Here is a 21,083-nt window from a genome sequence, read left to right on the forward strand (position 1 = left end):
AATGCGCAGCATATATGTCATGCGGGCGTGAATAGCAGGCTCTGCGCGCGGGATAAAGCGGTGAGGGGAGGAGAGATCGGGATTTTCTGGGGGAGAGCCACCTGTCTTGCCCTAGCATGAGCTTCCGCCTCACCCTATCTGCCATGAAGGCAGCCCCTGCACTCGCTGGCCCTTTCACTGATAGGCTCTGACCTGGAGTTCGAGAATGACCGGTTCGTCCGACTACACGCCCCCGAAGATCTGGACCTGGAACAAGGCGAATGGCGGTGCGTTCGCCAATATCAACCGGCCGATCGCCGGCCCCACCCACGACAAGGAGCTGCCGGTCGGCCGCCATCCCCTCCAGCTCTATTCGCTGGGCACGCCGAACGGCGTCAAGGTCACCATCATGCTGGAGGAATTGCTGGCTCAAGGCCACAAGGGCGCCGAATATGATGCCTGGCTGATCGAGATCGGCAAGGGCGACCAGTTCGGCTCGGGCTTCGTCGATGTCAATCCGAACTCCAAGATTCCGGCCTTACTCGACCGCAGCGGCCCCGAACCGATCCGGGTGTTCGAATCCGGCTCGATCCTGTTCTATCTCGCCGAGAAGTTCGGCGAGTTCCTGCCGAAGGACCCGGCCACCCGCGCCGAATGCATGTCCTGGCTGTTCTGGCAGATGGGGAGCGCGCCCTATCTCGGCGGCGGCTTCGGCCATTTCTACGCCTATGCGCCGACCAAGATCGAATATGCCATCGACCGTTTCGCCATGGAGGTGAAGCGCCAGCTCGACGTGCTCGACCGTCGCCTGGGCGAGGTCGAATATCTTGCCGGCAGCGACTACACCATCGCCGACATGGCCGTCTGGCCCTGGTACGGCGGCCTCGCCAGAGGCTGGCAGTATGGCGCGGCCGAGTTCCTGCAGGTCGAAGACTACAAGAATGTGCAGCGCTGGGCCGAGGCGATCTTCCAGCGGCCGGCCGTGCAGCGCGGGCGCATGGTCAACCGCACCTCGGGCGAGCCGTCGAGCCAATTGCGTGAGCGCCATGACGCCAGCGATTTCGAGACCAGGACCCAGGACAAGCTGGAGGCCGCGGGCTGATGGTCATCCCGGACGCGCTGCAGCACGTAGTGATGCGGCGCAGATCCGGGTCCGCGAGCAGGATGAAGCATAATACCAGCGGCGGCGATGTTTGACTCGTGCGTCATTGCGAGCGCAGCGAAGCAATCCAGGAGCCGCGGCCGCCACGTTTTCCAGCACTGGATTGCTTCGCTGCGCTCGCAATGACGATGCTGATCCAGGACAACCTTTTGTCTCGTCACTGCAAAGGCGGCTTGCGCAGGAAGGCGTTGCGATCGGCCGATTTGACGCGCAGCCAGCTCTCCCGGCCATCGCGCAGGACCCGCATCGGCACCTCGACGCCGGCCGGGCCGCCGCTCCACACCTTGCGATAGAAATCGGCGAGGCCCCGGACTTCCTCGTTGCGGATGTCGGAGATGATGTCGCCCGCCTTCAGCCCCGCCTTGGCGGCCGGTGATCCCTTGGCCACGCTGGCGACCACGACCTTGCCATTGCTTTCGGCCGAGAAGGCACCGAGCCAGGGGCGCGGTGGCTGGTCGACCTGGCCTCGTGTCAGGAGATCGTCGAGAATGGGGGGCAGGAGGTCGATGGGCACGACCATGTTGATATCTAAATCCTCGCCGCTGCGTTCCATCTGCAGGAGCAGGGATCCGATGCCGAGAAGCCTGCCGTCTTCGCCGACCAGGGCCGCGCCTCCCCAGCCGGGGTGGGCAGGCGCGATGAAGATCGCCTCGTCGAGCAGATATTCCCAATAGCCGGCGAATTCCTGCTTGGCCACGATACGGGCGTCGACATGACGCCCCGTACCGTCGACGAACACCGCCTCGTCGCCGACAGCCGCCTTGCCGGAGCTGCCGAGCCCCAGCGCCGGCAGGCCGAGCCGGCCGAGCGCCTGTACCAGGCCGAAGCCCGTCGCTTGGTCATAGGCCACGACATGGGCGGGAACCACGCGCCCATCCTGGGTGGTCAGCCAGATCTCGTCGGCTTCGGTAACGAGATAGCCGATGGTGAGCACCAGCCCGTCATCGCGGATGACCACCCCGCTGCCCTCCCGCTCGGTGCCGAGCGCAGTTGCGGTGAAGGCGTCCTGTGGAATCTTGGCACGCACGGCCACGACCGAGCGCATGATCGAACGAAGTGTCATGGCATTCATCTTGATAAAGAGCGCCCGTAGCAAAGTAGGATGCGCAATACCCGCCAAGCGGGCAATGAAGATCTAGAGTTATGCAGCCGGATGGCGTGCTGCAAGAGCATAGGCGGCAAGAGTGGCGATCGTGAAGAGACCGGCCGCCGGCCGGATCGCGGTTAGCTTTTCTTGGCAAACCAGATCACATGCCGGGCGCCGCTTCGCCCCTTGTTGGCTCGGACGCGGACCTCGTCTACCGCGAAGCCTGCCTGGCGCAGCCGCCTGTCGAAGGCCGAAGAGGGGCCTTGCGACCATACGGCCAGCAGGCCGCCCGCCGTCAGCGCTCCCCGGGCCGCCGCGAGGCCTTCCAGGCTGTAGAGGCGGTCATTGCCGGCATGGGTCAGCCCTTCAGGGCCGTTATCGACGTCGAGCAGGATCGCATCGAAGCGGTGCCCGGCGCGGATCACGCCGTTGACGTCGCCGAGCTCGATGCTGACGCGCCGATCATCGAGGCTGCCCGCGAAGATCTCGGCCATCGGTCCCCGGGCCCAGGTCACGACGGCTGGCACCAGTTCGGCGACCACGATCTCGGCATCGTCCGGGAAACTTGCCAGCGCGGCGCGCAAAGTGAAGCCCATGCCGAGGCCACCGATCAGGATGCGAGGATGCCTGCGCGCCGCCAGGCGTTCGGCGGCCATCGTTGCCAGCGCTTCTTCCGAGCCGCTCAACCTGCTGTTCATCAGCTCGTTGCTGCCGAGCATGATCGAGAATTCGCTGCCGCGCTGCTTGAGGCGCAGTTCCCCGCCGCCATTGGGGATCGTCGCGGTGTCGAGGTGTTTCCAGGGAATCACGGCAGGCTCTTTCCAGAAAGGCGCGGATAGCCTTTCTTATAGATCGTTCTCCTATCCAATGCGCGCCAACACCATGCCGGCGGTAACGGTGGCGCCGGCTTCGGTCTCCTGCGCCAGCTTTCCGGCCCGATGGGCCTTGACCTGCATTTCCATCTTCATCGCTTCCATCACAGCGACGACATCGCCCTCCGCGACTTCGGCGCCGTCTTCCACTTGCCAGGAGCGCAGCGTGCCGGCCATCGGCGCGACCACCGCATCGGGCGGAGCCTCGGCTGGTGCCGCCGCGGCCGGCGCCGCTGATGGCACGGCCTGAAGGCCGCCCAGCAAGGCGGGGGGCAGGCCGAGGGTGACGCGCCTTCCGTCGATCTCCACGGCGGTGCGCAGCAATGCCGCCGCCGGCAGCGGTTCCGGCCGCGTGGCGGCTGCAAGGGTGGCGGCAAAGTCGGTCTCGATCCAGCGGGTATGAATCTTGAAATCCCGCTCGCCCGCAAAGTCGGTATGGCCGATCACCGTGCGATGGAAGGGCAGCACCGAGGCGACCCCCTCGATGCGGAACTCGGCGAGGGCGCGCCGGGCGCGTGCGATGGCCTCACCTCGCGTCGCACCGGTGACGATGAGCTTGGCCATCAGGGAATCGAAGTTGCCGGGGATGGTCGAGCCGGTCGCGACGCCGGTATCCAGGCGGATGCCCGGGCCGGAGGGCGGCTCGAAGGCGGTGACGAGACCCGGGGTCGGCAGGAAGCCGCGCCCGACATCCTCGGCATTGATGCGGAACTCCAGGGCGTGGCCTCGCGGCGCCGGTGTCTCGGTGATGCCGAGGGGATGGCCATCGGCGACGCGCAACTGCTCGACCACCAGATCGATGCCGGCGGTCTCCTCCGTCACCGGATGCTCCACCTGCAGGCGGGTATTGACCTCCAGGAAGGAGATTGCGCCCGAGGCGCTCAAGAGGAACTCCACCGTGCCGGCGCTGACATAGCCGGCCTTGGCGCAGATATCGTGCGCGGCCTGGTGAATGCGGGCGCGCTGCTCGTCGCTCAGGAAGGGGGCCGGCGCTTCTTCCACCAGCTTCTGGTTGCGGCGTTGCAGCGAGCAGTCTCGGGTGCCGAGCACCACGACATGGCCATGGCTGTCGGCGATCACCTGCGCCTCGATATGGCGGGGGCGGTCGAGATATTGCTCGACGAAGCATTCGCCGCGCCCGAAGGCGGTCACCGCCTCGCGCACGGCCGAGTCATAGAGCTCGGCGACCTCGTCCATGCGCCAGGCGACCTTCAGCCCGCGCCCGCCGCCGCCGAAGGCGGCCTTGATGGCGATTGGCAGGCCATGCTGCTCGGCAAAAGCGAGGACTTCCTCGGGGCCGCTCACCGGATCGGCGGTGCCGGCAACCAGGGGGGCGCCGACCGCCAAGGCGAGCTTGCGCGCCTGCACCTTGTCGCCCAATTGCTCGATGGCGGACGGAGGCGGGCCGATCCAGGTCAGTCCGGCATCGATCACGGCCTGCGCAAAGGTGGCGCGTTCGGAGAGGAAGCCATAGCCCGGATGCACGGCGTCGGCGCCGCTGCGACGGGCGATGGCAATGAGCTTGTCGATGTCGAGATAGGTTTCGGCCGGCTTGTCGCCACCCAGGCCATAGGCCTCGTCCGCCATGCGGGCATGCAGGGCGTCGATGTCGGCATCGGCGTAGACGGCGACGGAGGCGACGCGATGGTCGGCGCAGGCCCGTATCACGCGCACGGCAATCTCGCCCCGGTTGGCGATCAGGACCTTCTTGATGGGCATTATAGTCCCCCTGGAAACTGGGTGATCGGCCGGAAACGGATCTGCGCTCCGATGGGAATCTGGCCGGCGCGATCGAGATGGTACGGGGCGACGGCGGCGATGACGGGATAGCCGCCGGTCAACGGATGATCGGCGAGGAACAGTACTGGCTGCCCCGACGGCGGTACCTGGATCGAGCCCTGGATCGTGCCTTCGCTCGGCAGTTCCTTGCCTTCGCTTGCCGGCGCGCGCTTCAGCGCCCGCTCGCCGGCGAGGCGGATGCCGATGCGGTTGGACTGGGGCGTCACCGACCAGGATTGGCTCTCAAAGTCCTCGAGAGCCTGTTTGGAGATCCAGTCGGAGCGCGGACCCATGACGACGTCGAGAATGACGGGTTCACCCGGCTTTGGCAGCGTGGGCTGGACGTCCGGCAGCCCCGTCACGGCACCGAAGGATGGCGCGAGCGCGCGCAGGTGGTCGCCGACTGTAATGGCCGGCGGCCCGATCTGGGCCAGCGTATCGGTGGCGGCGCTGCCCAGTACCGGGGCAACGGCGAAGCCGCCGCGCACGGCGAGGTAGGAGCGCATGCCGGCCTGCGGCTCCCCGAAATGCAGCTTGTCGCCGGCAGTGAGTGCAATGGCGGCGTAGCGCGGCACCGGGTAGGCAGACCCTACGGCGGTCGTCAGGGTGAGCGGTCCCTCGGCGCCGGTGACGGCGACCACAGTCTCGCCGAGGCAGAGGAGTTCGCAACCGCCATAGGCGATCTCGATGCCTGGCAATGGGCTGGGGTTACCGACCAGCCGGTTGGCGCTGCGCAGGGCAGCGCGGTCCATCGCGCCGGAAACGCTGACGCCCTGCCGCGCTTGGCCGGGGCGGCCCAGATCCTGGAACAGCATCTGGGGACTTGGCTTGACGACGTCGAAGAGGGGCGAGGCGGGGTTGCCTCCCTCACCCCCGGCCCTACTCCCCACAGGGGAGAGGGGAGATCGCGCCACTTGCCCCCCTCTCCCCTGTGGGGAGTGGGGTTGGGGGTGAGGGCTCTTGCCTTTGCCGGCTTCGACGAAACGTACGCGGTCGCCAGGCTGCAGCAGAGCGGGGCGTTCGCGCGCAAGGTCCCACATCGGCAGGTCCGTCACGCCGATGATCTGCCAGCCACCGGGGCTGGCCTGCGGGTAGACGGCGCTGAAATGCCCGGCAAGACCCACGGAACCTGCGGCCAGGCGTGGACGCGGCGTGGCGCGCCGGGGCAGGTCGAAGCTCGGATGGCCGCCGCTGAGATAGGCAAAGCCCGGTGCGAAGCCGGTAAAGGCCACGGTGTAGTCGCTGCCAGTATGGCGCCGGATCACCTCCTCGACCGAAATCTTGAGGAGATCGGCGACCTCGGCGAGATCCTCCCCGTCATAACGGACCGGGATCTCGATCAGGGTACCGCTCTGCTCGACCTTGGCATCGAGGCGACGCCGGCTGATGGCGCTGATCAGCTCTCGTTGTGCGATGGCGGCCGGACGATAGCGCACCAGCAAGGTCCTGGCCGCCGGCACGATGTCCTCGATGCCGGCGATGGGCTCGGTGCGCAGGGAGGCCTGCAGGGCCAGGGTCTGCGGCAGGTCGGGCAACTCCACCATGAGGGCATCGAGATTGACCGGCAGGAAGCGCATCAAGGCTCTCCGTCCGCTGGCGTCATGAAGGAGCGCACGGCCACCCCCGACCGTTCCAGCAAGGCTCGGATTTCGCGGGCCATGGCGACGGCACCGGGGCTGTCGCCATGGACGCAGATCGAATCCGCTTCGATGCGGACCGCGCTGCCGTCGATGGCGGGAACCGTGCCTTTGGTGACGAGGCGCAGCATGCGTGCTGCCACCTCTTTGGGATCGTGCAGCACCGCGCCGGGCTCGCGGCGCGACACCAGCGAGCCGTCGGGCATATAGCCCCTGTCCGCAAAGGCCTCGGCGACCACGGTGAGGCCGGCGGCCCGGGCCCAGCCGATCAGGGGAGAGCCGGCCAGCGCTACCAAAGTGAGCCCCGGATCGATCTGCCGGATCCCCTCGATGATGGCCTCGGCCTGCCGCCGGTCCTTGGCGATGGTGTTGTAGAGGGCGCCATGCGGCTTGACGTAGGACACGCGGGTGCCGGCGGCGGTGGCCAGGCCCTTGAGAGCGCCGATCTGGTAGATGGTGTCGGCGATGAGATCCTCGCCGGCGACATCCATATTGCGCCGTCCGAAGCCGCCGAGATCGGGGTAGGCGATATGCGCGCCGACGGTCACGCCCTTGGCCGTGGCGGCCCGCAGCGTGGCGAGGATGCCGGTGGGATCGCCGGCGTGAAAGCCGCAGGCGACATTGGCGCTGGAGACGATGGTGAGCATCGCCTCGTCGTCGCCCATGCGCCAGGCGCCGAAGCTCTCGCCGAGATCGCTGTTGAGATCGATGTTCATGGCACGAAGCTCCCGATGACGTCACGCCGCCCGGCTTGCCTGGCGGCTCAATGGATCTGCCCGCCGCTCTCCCGTACGTCGTCCTGGACGGTGAGGGCGGTGCGCGTGAGGTGCCTGATCGCCTCCACCTGCGTCGCCAGCCCCAGGCTTGGCAGCCCGGACCGGCGCGCGGCATGCTCGGGCAGGCAGGGCATATGGACGAAGCCGCCCCTCGTGCCGGCAAGTGGGCGGTGCGTCGCCAGCCGATGCATCAGGGCGAAGAAGACATGATTGCACACGAAGGTGCCGGCTGAGTTGGAGAGCGAGGCCGGGAGGCCCGCCGACCGGAGGTCGCGCACGATCGCTTTGACCGGCAGCGAGGAGAAATAGGCAGCCGGCGCCCCCGATATCACTGGGATATCGATCGGCTGGCGGCCCTCATTGTCGGCAATGCGCGCATCGTCGAGATTGATCGCCACGCGCTCTGGCGTGATCTCGGCGCGTCCGCTCGCCTGTCCGAGGCTGATGACGAGGCGAGGCCGCCATTGCCTCAGGGCCTCGTCCAAGCGCTCGATGGCGGCCCCGAACACGCAGGGCAATTGCACCGCGCGGACCAGGGCACCCTCGCAGATCCAGCCATCCAACGCCCGGGCAACCTCCCAGGAAGCGTTGGTCTCATCGTTTTCGAACGCTTCGAAGCCGGTGATCAACACGGTTGGCGGCGTCTGGTCTGGCGGCTTTTTGGGGCTCATGGCTGCTTTCCGCGAATGATGTCCTGGAGTGTTTTGCGATTTGACGAAATCGCCTGGAATCGCAAAGACGCGTCGAAACAGAGAGTTAGAGTAAATAAGCGTCCACACTTGAGCGCGTTTTGCTCTAGAGAGGCATCAGGACATAGAGCAGTACGACATTGGCGGCGAGCAGCGCCAGCGCCGTCGGAATCTGGGCGCGGATCACCGCATTCTTGTCGATCTCCAGCAGAGCGGCCGGCACGATGTTGAAATTGGCGGCCATGGGGGTCATCAGCGTACCGCAATAACCCGACAGCATGCCAACGGCGGCGATCACCGCCGGATTGCCATGATAGACACCGATCAGGACCGGCACGGCGACACCGCCCGTCATCACCGGAAAGGCGGCAAAGCCATTGCCCATGATCACGGTGAACAGCGCCATGCCGACGACATAGAGAGCGACCGCCACTAGGCGAAGGTCCATGTTGACATAGCTGGTGGTGAGGTGGGCGACCGCCTTGCCGACACCGGCATCGGAAAAGACCAGGCCGAGCATGCCCAGCATCTGAGGCAGGACCAGGGCCCAGCCGAGCGCATCGGTGAGACGGCGGGATTCGCGCAGGCCCTGGACGGGTGTTTCGCGCGTCAGCCAGCAGGCGAGGACGAGCGCAACGATGCAGGCGATGCCGAGGGCGACCAGGGTGGTGTTCTTGGGATCGAACAGCGGCGTGCCGCCGATGGTGACGTAGTGGCCCGAAAGCGTGATCACCACGGTCAGCAGCGGAATGGCAAGCGCCGGTACGAACAGCTTGTTGCCGAGCCGTTTTGCACTGGCCACCGCTGTGGCGACGCTGGGAATGTCGTGACGGCCGGCACCGACCCCGCCGAGCCCGGCAATCAGCGCCAGCACGACGACGCCCACGCCGACCACGGCCGGCGGCAGGAAGTCCCCGATCAGAAAGGCCAGTGCATAGAGGCCCCAGAACAGGGCGCTGCTGAAGCGCTTGGGATGGTTGCGGTCGGCCAAGGTCATCACGGCGGTGACGGCCAGGATCGCCCCGACTAGATAGAACAGGTGCGAAAGGGAGAGGATCATGTCAGCCCTCCGACTGCACTTCAGGCCGCAGGCCGGCATCGGACGGAGCCTCGGCTAGATCGCGGGCAATGGCCGCATCGAGGCGAGACAGCCGGAAGGCATGGATGGCGAAGGCCGTCAGTGCCGTCGGGATGCCCCACAAGGCAACATGAAGCGGCTCGACCTCGACGCCGGCTTCCCGGAGGAATGTCGTCATCAGGACGATGGCGCCGAAGGCGACGAAGATGTCCTCGCCGAAGAACAGGCCGACATTGTCGGTGGCAGCGGCAAAGGCCCTGAGCTTATGGCGGACCCGCTCGGTGAGCGAGCCATGCCGGACCTCGGCCGCGCCTTCCGCCATGGGGGCGATCAATGGGCGCACCATCTGGGGATGCCCGCCGAGGCTGGTCAGGCCCACCGCTGCCGTCAGCTGCCGGGCGGCGAGATAGACGATAAGCAGGCGGCCCGATGTCGCCGAACGGATCCTGCTGATCCAGGCTTGGGCATGCTGGCGCAGGCCATGGCGTTCGAGCAGGCCGACCACGGCGAGCGGCAGCAGCAGGATCACCGCCAGATTGCGCGTCTTCAGGAAGCCGGTGCCGATGGCGGAGAGAACCTGCTGCGGAGGGAAGCTCGCGGCGAGGGCCGTGCCGATGGCGGCAACGATCACGACGAGCATGGGATTGAAGCGCAGGACGAAGCCCGCGACGATGATGGCCACGCCGATCAGGGGCCATAGGCTGATGTCACTAGGCACGGTGTTCGCTCCCCGGGGACATTGAATGGTCTGGATAAGTGATCGGTTCTTGTAGGGCGATATTGCCCGATCCACCGGCAATATCATCGAAATTGATGCCTTGATCAAGAGTTTTGATTGAACGTATATAAATTATTGTTCAACAATATGATGGTGCCTTCCGAACGATCGGAACGCGGGACCTTAAGCGATGCCTTTTGACCGGGTCCTGCCCGGGTGGCAGCCGGGTTTCCGCCCTTCAGGCGCGGACGTGGCCTGCCCGGCAGCACGCCTTCTTTTCAGCCCAGGCCGTTTGTCACCGTGAGACCCTAGGGGCTTCGTTGTGAATCCCGAGGATTGCCCTACAATCCGGCTCGTCGTCATGGACAGATGGAATGGCTACGTTGAGTGAAGATTGGACAATGGCACGAGGCACCGCCCATGACGCAACCGGGTGATCCCCGTCCGGCCTCATCCGCCCTGACGCTCGGCGAGCGTGTGGCCGAGCAATTGCGACGCAAGATCACGCAGGGCGAATTCGGCCCCGGACAGCGCCTGTCGGAGCAGGCGCTCAGCGACGATCTGGCCATTTCCCGCAACACGCTGCGCGAGGTCTTCCGGGTGCTGACCAAGGACGGCCTGCTCAGGCACGTTCCCAATCGCGGCGTGTTCGTGGCGGTGCCGAGCATCGCCTCGATCATCGACATCTATCGCGTCCGGCGCCTGATCGAATGCCAAGCCCTCGCCCAGGCCTATCCGCGCCATCCTGCCAAGAAGCGCATGCGCGATGCCTTCGAGGAAGCCCTGCGCTGCCGGACGGTGGAGGATTGGCCCGGGGTGGGCACGGCCAACATGGCCTTTCATATGGCCGTCGTGGAACTGGCCGACAGCGAAAGGCTGAACCTGCTCTTCGCCCAGGTTCTGGCGGAGCTGCGGCTCGCCTTCGGCATGCTGCAGGATGCCGAATTCCTGCACGCTCCCTTCGTCGACAAGAACCTTGCCATTCTCGAACTGGCCGAAGCGGGGCAGTTCGACAGGGCGGCCGCCTTGCTCGGCGACTATCTCATCCATTCCGAACGCCTGGTCCTTGCGGTCTATGCGCGGCGCATGGCGGATGGCAGCATCGGGGAATTGTAGGACGTCCGCTTCTCGATGGACCGTGTCAGCGCCTGACGCCCAGCCTGACCAGCACTTCGGGCGGGATCCTGAGCTCGCGGATGACACCGCCATGGGAAGCCATGCCCATCAGCTCTCGCTGGATGAAATAACCATAGACCGCGTCGACGGCGTCGGCCAGCAGGCGGGAGCGGGCGGGGTCCTCGGTTGCCGCCGCGTGCAGGGCGGCCATGGCCTGGCCGGCGGCCTCACCCGCCCGTTCCAGCGAGGCGGCCTTCTCCACGCGGATCTCGGCGCCGAGGACGTCGAGGGCCGAGCGGGCGGTGGCAGGGGAGAAATTCTGGGGCAGGCGGACGCTCATGCCGACATACTGCCGCTGCCTGGAACGCTTGTCGATATCGTCTTGGCGAGAAGCCTGCGCCCGTAGCGGCTGCGGGGCGCGGCTACAGTGCTGCAGCCGCCGCCCGTCCGGCCTGCCGCCCGCTGAACAGGCAACCGCCGAGAAAGGAACCTTCCAGCGCCCGATAGCCATGCATGCCGCCGCCGCCGAAGCCGGCGGCTTCGCCAACGGCATAGAGGCCGGGCAGGGGAGCAAGGTCCCCGCCGAAGACCCGGCCGTCGAGATCGGTTTCCAGGCCGCCCAGCGTCTTGCGCGTGAGGATGTTGAGCTTGACTGCGATCAGCGGGCCGTGGGCGTGATCGAGCAAGGCGTGCGGCCGCGCGGTACGGATCAGCCGGTCGCCGAGATAATGGCGGGCATTGCGGATGGCCATGATCTGACCGTCCTTCCCGAAGCGGTTGGCGAGGTCGCGGTCGCGTGCCTCGATCAACTGCCGTATCGCGGCGGGGTCGAGCAGGGGCTCCTGCGTCAGGGCGTTCATGCCGGCGACGAGACGTTCCAGGTCGTCGGCCACCACGAAATCGGCGCCATGCTGCTTGAAGGCTTCCACCGGCCCGGTCGCCCGCCGCCCGATGGCGCGACGCAGCGTCAATTTCCAGTTGCGGCCGGTGAGGTCTGGGTTCTGCTCCGAGCCCGAGAGCGCGAATTCCTTGCGGATGATGCTCTGGGTCAGGATGAACCAGCTATGGTCGAAGCCGGTAGCGCGCAGGTGAGCCAGCGCTCCCAGCGTGTCGAAGCCCGGATAGAGCGGGCCGGGAAGGCGATTGCCGCGCGCGTCGAGCCAGAGCGAGGAGGGGCCGGGGAGGATGCGGATGCCGTGGCCGGGCCAGATCGGATCCCAGTTCCTGAGGCCTTCGACATAGTGCCACATGCGGTCGCGATTGATCAGCCGCGCTCCCGCCTGTGCCGCAATGGCGAGCATGCGCCCGTCGACATAGGCTGGGACGCCGGTGACCATCGTCTTTGGCGGCTGGCCGAGCCGCCGCGGCCAATGACGGCGTACCAGCTCGAGGTCGCCGCCGATGCCGCCGCTGGCGATGATCGTCACCGGCGCAGTCAGGGAAAAGTGACCCACCACCTCGCGCGAGGTGGCGGCCCCGCGTGGCGCGTTGCTGGGCGCAAGCAGGCTGCCTTCCACGCCGGCGATCGCCCCACCCGCGTGGATCAGGCCGTCGACGCGGTGGCGGAACCGTAGCGCGAGCAGGCCTTCCGCCTCGGCTGCCAAGGCGAGCCGTTCGAACGGCTCGACCACGCCCGGGCCGGTGCCCCAGGTGAGGTGGAAGCGCGGCACCGAATTGCCCGGGCCGCCGGCGCTGCCGCCACCCCGCTCGGCCCAGCCGACGACCGGGAAGATCCGATGCCCCATCGCGCGCAGCCAGGCGCGTTTCTCGCCGGCGGCGAAGGCGAGATAGGCCTCCGCCCAGCGTCGCGGCCAGTAATCCTCCTCGCGGTCGAAGCCGGCCGTGCCGAGCCAATCCTGCAAGGCGAGCTCGAAACTGTCCTTGATGCCAAGGCGACGCTGCTCGGGGCTGTCGACCAAAAAGAGCCCGCCGAGCGACCAGAAGGCCTGGCCGCCCAGATTCTGGCGAGGCTCCTGGTCGAGCAGGATGACCCGCTTGCCGGCGGCGGTGAGCTCGGCGGCCGCGACCAGCCCGGCCAGGCCCGCCCCTACGACAATGGCATCCGCGTCGGCCATGGCCTCTCCCGCGACTCGCGATGTCAGGCATCATGCAATGAATGCCCCAGTGGCAGAACCCGGTGAATGTGACGATCGCGACACGGGCATGATGCAGAAATTGCGCGTGGGTGCGATGTCGTCCCCGCCTGCGGCATCTTGCCCGGGCGGCGTTCAGCGACTAAGTCGGTTTCATGGCCGATGCGAATGGGACATTGTCGAAGCTGCGCGCAGGATTATCGCGCCAGAGCCTCAAGACGAAGGTGCTGACCGGCATCGGCGGGTTTGCAGCCGCCGCGATTTCGCTGGGCGCCTCGCTCTATCAGCTGCGCAATCCCGACCAAGTGCCGAACAGGGCGGCCGGACAGACGATCGAGGCGGGGCGCTGGCTCGTCACGCTGAACGCGGCCGCCCCGGCCTCGGTGCTGCCGGATGGCCGCCCGGTCAAGGCTGGCCGCCGCGCGGTGGTGCTCGAACTCACGCTTGCCAACCGCACCGAAGGCACCTCCAATGCCGTAACCGGTATCCTGAAGCTCGCCAATGTCGCTGGCGCCGAAGGGCCTGATTTCTACCTCGTCCGGGACAGGGAGCGGCTGATGGCGCTGCAGCCCCGCCTGCCGGAGCGCCTGCAGGCCGTCTGGACCCTGCCGGCCGATGCCGCCTTGCCCAAGACGCTGGAGCTCACCGTCGCCGGTGTGACCTTCAAGCCGAAGGACAATCTCTATGGAGCGCCGGGCTGGTTCAATCCGCATGATGTCGCCCGCGTGAGCGTGCCCCTCGATGCCGCTGGGGCTCCGGGATGAAGAATGCCGCCATCACCGTGATGATCGTGCTGACGGGCATCGTCCTGCTGGCGCTGCTGCGCTGGACGACACCTGGCTATGCCGTCCTCACCGGGCCGATCGAGACGTCGGGCAGACAGGGAGCACTTGCTCAAGCCGCAGGGTTCAGCCTGAAAGTCGACAAGCTCATCCTCTCGGAACTGCTGGTCTTCCAGCGCTATGGCAAGAAGGTCGAACGCAGCACCGGCGGCGTCTGGGCCGTGGTCACTGCGGATGCGTCCGCCACCAATCGCACACTCATGCTGGCGGGCGTTTCGCTTCGCGGGGCCAGCGGGCGGACCTATATGCAGAGCCCGCGGGTGGACGGCATGTCCCAATTGCTGTCCGGCAAGGAATTGCAGCCGGGCCTGCAGCAGCCGGGCCTCTTCATATTCGAGCTGCCGGCCGACGAACTCGCAGGTGCGGAATTGGTGATTTCGCGGGAGGCCTTTCCGCGGCTTACAGCCCAACTCGCCATCTCCCTCAACGAAGGTTCCGCCATCCGTCGCACCGTCCTGGAGATCGGCCGTGACCCCCTCTGAGCAGGCACGCCCGGAAAGCCGGCCCGCCTCGCGCTGGTACTGGCGCAGCCTGATCGCGATACCCCTGCTCCTGCTGGCCGTCTTTGCCTTCGGTGCCCGGGTCGACATCATGGACTATGTCGCCTCGCACGAATTGCGCATCACCACGGTCAAGCCCAGGGAGGCTGCCCTCTATGCGCGTGCCGACTGGTCGCTTGTTTCGGCCCGGTTCGCCGATAGCGGCGAGGGTACGCGCCTGCCCTTGCCGAAGGATCGCAGGCTTCTCATCGTCCGTCTCAAGGCGGTGCCCGAGGAGAAGATCGTCGATGAGGCGCAGCGGCAGGCCATCTGGCTGGGCTGCAGCCTGACCCTGCTCGATGGCCGGGGGCAGCGCTGGAGCCCGTTGTCCTTCGTGTTGTCCCGCGACATCAGCCGCGCGCTGGAGCCCACGGCGACGCCCGTGGCGGGGTGTTTCGAGGCCGCCCGTTCCATCGGCCTCGATGGCCAGCCGACGCTGGTCGAGGAGAAGTTCCTGCTTCCGTCCAAGGTCGCTTCGGACCTTTCCGTGCGGCTTTCCTTCCGTTCGGCCCTGCCGGACGCCCTCAACTTCCAACTGGAACCGCGCTGATCGGCCGGCGCGCGCTGCGCCATTGTCGGCCCTGGGCAAAGCCCGTTTCCAGCCCAGCGGCGAGCAACGTGATCTTCAGGGGCATGATCAGGGCGCCGCTGCCGGGTGCGCTCGGACTGCCCAGCAGGATGGAGAGGCCGTGGGCGATGATCTGCCACAGGCCGATCTCATGAGGACCTATCAGGCGCGTGGCGCCGTACCAGGCCCAAGCCGAGCCCCAGTCTAGGAGACGGAAGGCGACGAGAACGACGACGATCAGGCTGAGACCCGTGCCGAATGTCAGGCCGACACCCTCCGCCAGCGCGCGATAGCGCCTGGCCGTACCGGCCACGAAATGGGTGAGAAAATCGCGCAGGAACTTGGGGAGCCCGTCCCAGCGTGCGATCGCCCTGCTCCAGCGGCCCTGTGCGGAAGCTCCCGTCCGCCCGATGTCATAGCCGTAGACCAGTGCTGCCAGGGTCAGCCAGACAGCGGGGTAGAGCGCATAGGAGAACAGGGCCGACAGCATGTCCCACCAGGAGGCAGACGCGGCCTCGACGGGCGGGGCGACGCTTGCCGCGCGAGCGGCCGATAACAGCGAGGGGTTCAGGAATTCCGGCAGACGGGCAATCCAGGCCATGATCTTGTCATGCCAGGCCTGCAGCACATAGAGCGCGATAAAGGCCCAATTGGCTTCACACACCACGATCAGGAAAGGCCAGAGCACGCGCTTGGAGCGCTTGTGCATATATTTGGCACCGAGCCTCACCAGCCAGGCAATCGCCACCAGCAACAACAGCAGCCCGCCGCCGCTGACTTCGAGAATGCGGGCATTCTCGCCAAAGGGAGTCAGATCGAGGGCAAGCTTGGAATATTCACGTATCGTATCGCTGAGGAAACCCCAGGCCGCATAGAAGGCGAAGAACGGCACCAGGGCCAGTGACAGGGCCATGGTGAAGCCGGCAGGCCCGCCCTCCCGAGGTTGGCTCTCCGGTGATTCGGCCGCCCTTGCCGCCGCCTGCAGGGAAGGCAATCCCGGCCGGACGAGTTCGAACAAGGCGACGATCACCACCAGCTTGACCAGAACCACCAGCGTAAGCGTCGAGAGGCCAGCCAGGCGATTGAGGAAGCCGATGCGCACGGCGATCTCGGTCAGCACGTCCTCGGCCAGCATGCCGATCAGCCAGATTGCCATCAATTGCGGCCAATAGCGCCAGAGCAGGACCATCCAGGTGGAAAGGAGACGGGTGAACGCCGACAATGTGCTGGAGGCCTTCTGCTGGTGGCAGCGCGGTTGCGGCGCCGGATTTCGGTGCGGACCATAGCAATCGAAAGTACGATGGACCAGATGAGAGCCAGGTCGATCGTTCCTCCAGGGAGAGATCTTCGCCGCTCTCGGGCTGCAACCTCCGGTTTCGGCACTAAATCGCCGCATTCCGGAGGAGAAGATAGGGGTGAATCACCCGGGCTCCGGTCGAAATGCCGCCTATGAGCCAATTCCGCGAAAAGGCGCTGCAGATGCTCCGTCATGGGCATGCCGCGTCCCGGCTGTCGAAAGGAGAGATCCCTTGACGTCTCGGATTGAAGATTATGCCCTCATCGGCGACTGCGAAACGGCGGCCCTGGTGTCACGCGACGGGTCCATCGACTGGCTGTGCTTTCCCCGTTTCGATTCGCCCGCCAGTTTCGCGGCCCTGCTCGGCACGCCGGAGAACGGGCGCTGGCGCATTGCCGCCACCGACAGGAAGGCGCGGATCAGCCGTCGCTATCGGCCCGACACCCTCATCCTGGAGACGACCTACGAAACGGATGAGGGTGTCGCCACCCTGATCGATTTCATGCCGCTGCGCGATGGCACCAACGACCTCATCCGGCTGGTGGTGGGCCGGAAGGGCACCGTCGCCTTCAGCACCGATTTCGTGGTGCGCTTCGACTATGGCCGCACCGTGCCCTGGGTCACCCGCACCGATGACGGCACCATCACGGCCGTGGCCGGACCGGATCGGTTGATCCTCTCGACGCCGGTGCCTCTGGAGGGCGAGGACCTGCACACCGCAGGGTCTTTCAAGGTCAGCGCCGGTGAGCAGGTGCCCTTCGTGCTGACCTACGGCCCTTCCACGACGCCACGGCCGACCCAGCCCGATGTCGAGGCTGCGCTGGCCAATACGGAAAGCTATTGGCGCGATTTTGCCGCGCGCTGTCCATCGGTCGGCCCCTGGACCGATGTCGTCAAGCGCTCGCTGATCACCCTCAAGGCGCTCACCTATATGCCGACGGGCGGCATCGTGGCCGCTGCCACCACCTCGCTGCCCGAACAGATCGGCGGTCCGCGCAACTGGGATTACCGCTATTGCTGGCTGCGCGATGCCACCATGACGCTGCAGGCTTTCATGAAGCTCGGCTATTACGAAGAGGCGTCCGCCTGGCGCGAATGGCTGATGCGGGCCATCGCCGGAGCCCCCGAGCAGATGCAGATCATGTATGGCCTGTCGGGCGAGCGCAATCTCCTGGAATGGGAACCTCATTGGCTCAGCGGCTATGAGGGATCGCGGCCGGTGCGGATCGGCAATGCCGCTGCCGAGCAATTCCAGCTCGATGTCTATGGCGAGGTTGCCGATGCCATGATGCAGGCCGCTGCCGGCGGCCTGCAGCGCCATCCCCGCACGCGGGCGCTCAGCGAAGTCATCATGAACTTCCTCGAAACCGCCTGGCGCCGTCCCGACGAGGGGATCTGGGAGGTGCGCGGCGGAGCGCAGCATTTCACCCATTCCAAGGTGATGGCCTGGGTCGCCTTCCACCGTGCCGCCAATATGGCCATCAAGTCCGGCGACAGGCCTGCTTTTGCCGAGCGCTGCCAGCGCGTGGCCGACGAGATCCACGAAGATGTCTGTCGCAGGGCCTTCGATACCGATCTCGGCAGCTTCGTGCAGGCCTATGGCTCCAAGACGATTGATGCCAGCCTGCTGCAGATCCCGCTGGTGGGTTTCCTGCCGGCGGACGATCCCCGGGTGATCGGCACGGTCAGGGCCATCGAGACCATGCTCATGCGCGACGGCTTTCTGCTGCGCTACAACACCGACCATGTCGATGATGGCTTGCCGCCGGGCGAGGGGGCCTTCCTGGTCTGCACTTTCTGGCTGGCGGATGTCTATGTGCTGCAGGGCCGCGAGGAGGATGCGCGGCACCTCTATGAGCGGCTGGTGGGCCTTTGCAACGATGTGGGGCTGCTGTCGGAAGAGTACGATCCGATCGCGGAGCGCATGCTCGGCAATTTCCCGCAGGCCTTCAGCCATATCGGATTGATCAACACCGCCCTCAATCTGGCGCGGCGGACCGGTCCCGCCGAGGAGAGGGTGGAGGCGAGCGGCCAGCCGGTGGCGCAAGCGGATCCCGTCTGATCGCCGCCAGCGAAACCTTCACGCACGATTCCTCGGGAACCCGCCATGTTGCATCACATTTCCTTCGGCGTCGGGGACATCGAACGCTCCGCCGCTTTCTACGACGCGGCCCTGGGAGCGCTCGGTTATGTGCGCGTGTGGGAGGATCTGCAGCCCGATGACCCGGACCAGGCGGTGGGCTACGGCCTGCCCGGCGGCGGCGACAAGTTCACGATCAAGCTGAGGGGCAAGCGGGCGCGATCTCCCGGCGCCGGTTTCCATCTGGCCTTTGCCGCATCCAGCCGGCAGGCCGTTGCACAGTTTCACCGGGCGGCGCTCGCGCATGGCGGCGTCGACAACGGCGCGCCCGGCCTTCGCGCCCATTACGGTCCGACCTATTTTGCCGCTTTCGTGATCGATCCGGATGGCCATCCCATCGAGGCCGTCTGCAAGTCGGAACAGTAGGCGCTCGAAGCCGTTCCATCTCGCCCACGGGAAGGGGCTTGACAGACGACTTGATTAGGTAGATCGGTCTACCTAATCAAGGAGCCAGGAACGTGACGGATCGCATGCCAGCCAGGGAGCGCCTGCTGAAGGCCGCAGCCGAACTGTTCTACAGCGAGGGCGTCGGCGCCACCGGCATCGACGCCATCACGGCAAGGGCCGGGGTCGCCAAGATGAGCCTCTACAATAATTTCTCGTCCAAGGCCGATCTTGTGAATGCCTATATCCAGGGTAGGCGCACCGAATGGCAGGCGATCTATCAGGAGCGGCTCAAGAGCGCGGCAACGCCGCATGAGCGGGTGCTGGCGATCTTCGATTCCTATCTGGATCACGCCGATGCCGCCTATGAATGGGGTTTTCGAGGTTGCGGCCTGCTCAACGCCGCGGCGGAACTGCCGGTCGGCGATCCGGGCCGCGCGTCGGTCGCCTCGCAGAAGGAAGAAGTCGAGCGCCTGTTCAGGGCCTATCTCGGCGAGATACGGCCGGACGCGGGCACGGCGATCGATGAAACCGCTGAACATCTTTCCTTCCTGCTCGAAGGCGCCATGTCGCGCGCCGGGCTGGACGGGCATGACGGGCGCCTGAAGACCGCACGCCGGATTGCCGCCTCGATCCTGGAACGGTTTTGAGCCCGGATGTCATGCCCATGAGTGAGGCTGTCAGCCCATCTTCTCCCGGGGAGAACAGAATTGTGGCGATTGCCGTGCTGCTCGTGCTCGAAGCGGCATTGGTGATCTCATGGAGCGCCGGGTTCGTCGGCATCCGGTTTGCCATCGACCATGCCCCGATCTTCCTGATCCTGCTGTGGCGCAGCCTGGTCTCCGGCCTGGTCCTGCTGCCCTTTGCCCTTACGATGGGGCCGCCGCTGCGCTGGAAGGACGTGCTGCCGCAGATATGGTTCGGCGCGCTGGCGATGTCCGGCTACCTCGCCGGCTTTGCCCTGGCGATCGTCTTCGGCGTGCCGACCGGCCTCGTGGCCCTAATTGCCGACATGCTGCCTTTGGCCGTGGCCATCCTGTCCTGGCCGGTGCTGGGGCAGGCCTTAAATGCGCGTCAGTGGCTTGGTTCGTTCCTTGGCCTGGCCGGTGTCCTGATCGCCTCGGGCTGGTCCCTCGACATGGGCCATGTCCCGCTCTGGGCCTATGGCCTGCCGGTTCTCGGCACGCTATCGCTGGCCCTGGCGACCTTGCTGCAGAAGCGCAGCCCGGCCGGCGCCATGCCGGTGCATCAGAGCCTGTGCATCCAATGCCTGTCCGCTTCGGCAATCTTCGCCCTGTTCGCCTGGCATGAGGGCAGCGTCCTGCCTGTCCTCGACAGGGGTTTTGTCGGCGGCATCCTCTGGCTGGTTTTCGTTGCGACTTTCGGTGCCTGGAGCCTCTATTACGTCGCCCTGCGCAAATCCTCGCCCACCCGCGTCACCTCGGTGCTGTATCTCAGTCCCCCGGTGACGATGATCTGGGCCTGGCTGATGTTCGGCGAGCCGCTGTCTTGGGCCATGGCAGCGGGCCTGGTGGTTTCCCTGGCCGGGATCGTCATCGTCGCGCGATCACCGGCCATCGCGGCGGGCCACGCCGGCGATCCCTGAGGGGCGGATCATTTGATCAGCCAGGCGAGGCCCTGGCAAGGAAAGCCTGGCCGTCCCCTGTGATGGGCTCGCCATGCGCCATCAGCACCTTCGCGGTCGGCCATGCCAGGATACGCTTGACCGCCTCGCGTGCGGCGGGCCGGTTCACGAAGGCCATGCGGAACTTGCGGGGCACCGACGGTTCGGGGGCGACCATGAGGTCGAGTTTCGCCACCACCGCCCGCCAGCCGTCGAACCAGGCGGCGTCGAAATGCTGGATGAGATCGGTGAACAGCGTCGTACGGCTCGGGCGATGGAAAAACACCACCTCGGTGGTGATCAGATTGCCTGGCACGAGGACATGGTCGAGATCATCGGCCCAAGCCGGAATGGGTGCCTCACCGAAATCGCCGTCGAAGCGGATGTCCTTGCGTTTGGTCCTGAGGCCGGGCGGTGCATAGACGCTGGCACCGGGATAGGCGTGCTGCCAGTCGCCCAGGAAGAGGTGATGAAGCGAATTGGGGGGCACCAGATAGCGCACGGCGCCCAGTGCGTCGACCTGCGCCTGCAGATCCTGCGACAAGGCGATCGGGGACCAGACGAGGAGATTGCCGCCGGATAGCCGGATGATGGCCATGCGGGTGGGGTAGTGAAAGCCGGCCACCGAGGTGGTCGGGCCATCCGCAATCCAGATCTCGCCACCGAAATTCTTCAGCATTGCCGATCTTCCCGCGGTCTGCCG

The 21,083-nt window shown here is 66.2% G+C and carries 21 protein-coding genes; 9 read left to right on the forward strand and 12 right to left on the reverse strand.

What is annotated here, in order from left to right; translation table 11 throughout:
• Positions 1 to 205: 205 nt before the first annotated feature.
• The gene (gene yghU, locus U1R88_RS08445) at positions 206 to 1,081 is read left to right on the forward strand and encodes a glutathione-dependent disulfide-bond oxidoreductase (protein ID WP_322430843.1); all 876 of its coding nucleotides are present in this window, start codon (positions 206 to 208) and stop codon (positions 1,079 to 1,081) included.
• A 217-nt stretch (positions 1,082 to 1,298) separates the two neighbouring features.
• Here the strand turns inward: yghU and U1R88_RS08450 are convergent, their stop codons facing one another.
• From U1R88_RS08450 to U1R88_RS08485, 8 genes are all read right to left on the reverse strand, one after another.
• Positions 1,299 to 2,204: a S1C family serine protease gene (locus U1R88_RS08450; protein ID WP_322430844.1), complete on the reverse strand. Its 906-nt coding sequence runs from the start codon at positions 2,202 to 2,204 to the stop codon at positions 1,299 to 1,301.
• A gap of 161 nt (positions 2,205 to 2,365) precedes the next feature.
• On the reverse strand, positions 2,366 to 3,037 hold the full coding sequence (locus U1R88_RS08455; protein ID WP_322430845.1) for a spermidine synthase: 672 nt from the start codon (positions 3,035 to 3,037) through the stop codon (positions 2,366 to 2,368).
• 51 nt (positions 3,038 to 3,088) lie between these two features.
• Positions 3,089 to 4,813, reverse strand: a complete 1,725-nt coding sequence (locus tag U1R88_RS08460; protein WP_322431359.1) for an acetyl/propionyl/methylcrotonyl-CoA carboxylase subunit alpha — start codon at positions 4,811 to 4,813, stop codon at positions 3,089 to 3,091.
• A gap of 5 nt (positions 4,814 to 4,818) precedes the next feature.
• Entirely contained in the window at positions 4,819 to 6,456 is a 1,638-nt protein-coding gene (locus tag U1R88_RS08465) for a 5-oxoprolinase subunit B/C family protein (RefSeq protein ID WP_322430846.1), read from the reverse strand.
• Positions 6,456 to 7,232 (reverse strand): LamB/YcsF family protein, encoded by a 777-nt coding sequence (locus tag U1R88_RS08470; protein ID WP_322430847.1) that lies wholly within the window; start codon positions 7,230 to 7,232, stop codon positions 6,456 to 6,458. Before U1R88_RS08470 ends, U1R88_RS08465 begins: the two co-directional genes overlap by 1 nt.
• A gap of 47 nt (positions 7,233 to 7,279) precedes the next feature.
• Positions 7,280 to 7,963, reverse strand: coding sequence for a pyroglutamyl-peptidase I (gene pcp / locus U1R88_RS08475; RefSeq protein ID WP_322430848.1), 684 nt, complete (start codon positions 7,961 to 7,963; stop codon positions 7,280 to 7,282).
• A 124-nt stretch (positions 7,964 to 8,087) separates the two neighbouring features.
• Entirely contained in the window at positions 8,088 to 9,041 is a 954-nt protein-coding gene (locus U1R88_RS08480) for a DUF979 domain-containing protein (RefSeq protein ID WP_322430849.1), read from the reverse strand.
• A 1-nt stretch (position 9,042) separates the two neighbouring features.
• The gene (locus U1R88_RS08485) at positions 9,043 to 9,777 is read right to left on the reverse strand and encodes a DUF969 domain-containing protein (RefSeq protein ID WP_322430850.1); all 735 of its coding nucleotides are present in this window, start codon (positions 9,775 to 9,777) and stop codon (positions 9,043 to 9,045) included.
• Positions 9,778 to 10,197: 420 nt separating this feature from the next.
• On the opposite strand from U1R88_RS08485, the gene U1R88_RS08490 reads away from it, so the two are divergent.
• Positions 10,198 to 10,893 (forward strand): GntR family transcriptional regulator, encoded by a 696-nt coding sequence (locus U1R88_RS08490; protein WP_322430851.1) that lies wholly within the window; start codon positions 10,198 to 10,200, stop codon positions 10,891 to 10,893.
• Positions 10,894 to 10,918: 25 nt separating this feature from the next.
• Here the strand turns inward: U1R88_RS08490 and U1R88_RS08495 are convergent, their stop codons facing one another.
• Both U1R88_RS08495 and U1R88_RS08500 read right to left on the reverse strand, forming a co-directional pair.
• The gene (locus U1R88_RS08495; protein ID WP_322430852.1) at positions 10,919 to 11,233 is read right to left on the reverse strand and encodes a DUF6665 family protein; all 315 of its coding nucleotides are present in this window, start codon (positions 11,231 to 11,233) and stop codon (positions 10,919 to 10,921) included.
• Between the two features lie 82 nt (positions 11,234 to 11,315).
• A complete protein-coding gene (locus U1R88_RS08500) occupies positions 11,316 to 12,968 on the reverse strand; it encodes an FAD-binding dehydrogenase (protein ID WP_322430853.1) in 1,653 nt (550 codons plus the stop codon).
• Positions 12,969 to 13,141: 173 nt separating this feature from the next.
• Here U1R88_RS08500 and U1R88_RS08505 point away from each other — a divergent pair, with 173 nt between their 5' ends.
• Genes U1R88_RS08505 through U1R88_RS08515 form a run of 3 tightly spaced genes read left to right on the forward strand, consistent with a single transcriptional unit; the run spans position 13,142 to position 14,917 of the window.
• A complete protein-coding gene (locus tag U1R88_RS08505) occupies positions 13,142 to 13,750 on the forward strand; it encodes a hypothetical protein (protein ID WP_322430854.1) in 609 nt (202 codons plus the stop codon).
• The gene (locus tag U1R88_RS08510) at positions 13,747 to 14,310 is read left to right on the forward strand and encodes a hypothetical protein (protein ID WP_322430855.1); all 564 of its coding nucleotides are present in this window, start codon (positions 13,747 to 13,749) and stop codon (positions 14,308 to 14,310) included. Before U1R88_RS08505 ends, U1R88_RS08510 begins: the two co-directional genes overlap by 4 nt.
• Positions 14,297 to 14,917, forward strand: coding sequence for a hypothetical protein (locus U1R88_RS08515; RefSeq protein ID WP_322430856.1), 621 nt, complete (start codon positions 14,297 to 14,299; stop codon positions 14,915 to 14,917). The genes U1R88_RS08510 and U1R88_RS08515 overlap by 14 nt, the downstream gene beginning before the upstream one ends.
• Here the strand turns inward: U1R88_RS08515 and U1R88_RS08520 are convergent.
• A complete protein-coding gene (locus U1R88_RS08520) occupies positions 14,892 to 16,157 on the reverse strand; it encodes a hypothetical protein (protein WP_322430857.1) in 1,266 nt (421 codons plus the stop codon). The two genes, U1R88_RS08515 and U1R88_RS08520, sit on opposite strands and share 26 nt — an antisense overlap.
• Positions 16,158 to 16,464: 307 nt before the next feature.
• Here U1R88_RS08520 and U1R88_RS08525 point away from each other — a divergent pair, with 307 nt between their 5' ends.
• The 4 genes from U1R88_RS08525 (at position 16,465) to U1R88_RS08540 (ending at position 20,362) form a co-directional block, all read left to right on the forward strand.
• On the forward strand, positions 16,465 to 18,294 hold the full coding sequence (locus tag U1R88_RS08525) for a glycoside hydrolase family 15 protein (RefSeq protein WP_322430858.1): 1,830 nt from the start codon (positions 16,465 to 16,467) through the stop codon (positions 18,292 to 18,294).
• Positions 18,295 to 18,339: 45 nt separating this feature from the next.
• Positions 18,340 to 18,738: a VOC family protein gene (locus tag U1R88_RS08530; protein ID WP_322430859.1), complete on the forward strand. Its 399-nt coding sequence runs from the start codon at positions 18,340 to 18,342 to the stop codon at positions 18,736 to 18,738.
• Positions 18,739 to 18,830: 92 nt separating this feature from the next.
• Complete coding sequence (locus U1R88_RS08535; RefSeq protein WP_322430860.1) at positions 18,831 to 19,406, forward strand: TetR/AcrR family transcriptional regulator; 576 nt, start codon at positions 18,831 to 18,833, stop codon at positions 19,404 to 19,406.
• Positions 19,407 to 19,423: 17 nt separating this feature from the next.
• On the forward strand, positions 19,424 to 20,362 hold the full coding sequence (locus U1R88_RS08540) for a DMT family transporter (RefSeq protein ID WP_322430861.1): 939 nt from the start codon (positions 19,424 to 19,426) through the stop codon (positions 20,360 to 20,362).
• A 16-nt stretch (positions 20,363 to 20,378) separates the two neighbouring features.
• On the opposite strand, the gene U1R88_RS08545 is transcribed toward U1R88_RS08540, so the two are convergent.
• A complete protein-coding gene (locus U1R88_RS08545; RefSeq protein ID WP_322430862.1) occupies positions 20,379 to 21,059 on the reverse strand; it encodes a DUF4336 domain-containing protein in 681 nt (226 codons plus the stop codon).
• Positions 21,060 to 21,083 lie beyond the last annotated feature (24 nt).

Source organism: Labrys sedimenti (genome assembly GCF_034424805.1).
Taxonomy (GTDB): domain Bacteria; phylum Pseudomonadota; class Alphaproteobacteria; order Rhizobiales; family Labraceae; genus Labrys; species Labrys sedimenti.

What these genes read in the sequence shown, in the direction of transcription:
- yghU (WP_322430843.1), top strand. Translation starts at nt 206, where the DNA reads ATGACCGGTTCGTCCGACTACACGCCCCCGAAGATCTGGACCTGGAAC.
- U1R88_RS08450 (WP_322430844.1), bottom strand. Translation starts at nt 2,204, where the DNA reads ATGACACTTCGTTCGATCATGCGCTCGGTCGTGGCCGTGCGTGCCAAG.
- U1R88_RS08465 (WP_322430846.1), bottom strand. Translation starts at nt 6,456, where the DNA reads ATGCGCTTCCTGCCGGTCAATCTCGATGCCCTCATGGTGGAGTTGCCC.
- U1R88_RS08470 (WP_322430847.1), bottom strand. Translation starts at nt 7,232, where the DNA reads ATGAACATCGATCTCAACAGCGATCTCGGCGAGAGCTTCGGCGCCTGG.
- pcp (WP_322430848.1), bottom strand. Translation starts at nt 7,963, where the DNA reads ATGAGCCCCAAAAAGCCGCCAGACCAGACGCCGCCAACCGTGTTGATC.
- U1R88_RS08480 (WP_322430849.1), bottom strand. Translation starts at nt 9,041, where the DNA reads ATGATCCTCTCCCTTTCGCACCTGTTCTATCTAGTCGGGGCGATCCTG.
- U1R88_RS08490 (WP_322430851.1), top strand. Translation starts at nt 10,198, where the DNA reads ATGACGCAACCGGGTGATCCCCGTCCGGCCTCATCCGCCCTGACGCTC.
- U1R88_RS08495 (WP_322430852.1), bottom strand. Translation starts at nt 11,233, where the DNA reads ATGAGCGTCCGCCTGCCCCAGAATTTCTCCCCTGCCACCGCCCGCTCG.
- U1R88_RS08500 (WP_322430853.1), bottom strand. Translation starts at nt 12,968, where the DNA reads ATGGCCGACGCGGATGCCATTGTCGTAGGGGCGGGCCTGGCCGGGCTG.
- U1R88_RS08505 (WP_322430854.1), top strand. Translation starts at nt 13,142, where the DNA reads ATGGCCGATGCGAATGGGACATTGTCGAAGCTGCGCGCAGGATTATCG.
- U1R88_RS08510 (WP_322430855.1), top strand. Translation starts at nt 13,747, where the DNA reads ATGAAGAATGCCGCCATCACCGTGATGATCGTGCTGACGGGCATCGTC.
- U1R88_RS08530 (WP_322430859.1), top strand. Translation starts at nt 18,340, where the DNA reads ATGTTGCATCACATTTCCTTCGGCGTCGGGGACATCGAACGCTCCGCC.
- U1R88_RS08540 (WP_322430861.1), top strand. Translation starts at nt 19,424, where the DNA reads ATGAGTGAGGCTGTCAGCCCATCTTCTCCCGGGGAGAACAGAATTGTG.
- U1R88_RS08545 (WP_322430862.1), bottom strand. Translation starts at nt 21,059, where the DNA reads ATGCTGAAGAATTTCGGTGGCGAGATCTGGATTGCGGATGGCCCGACC.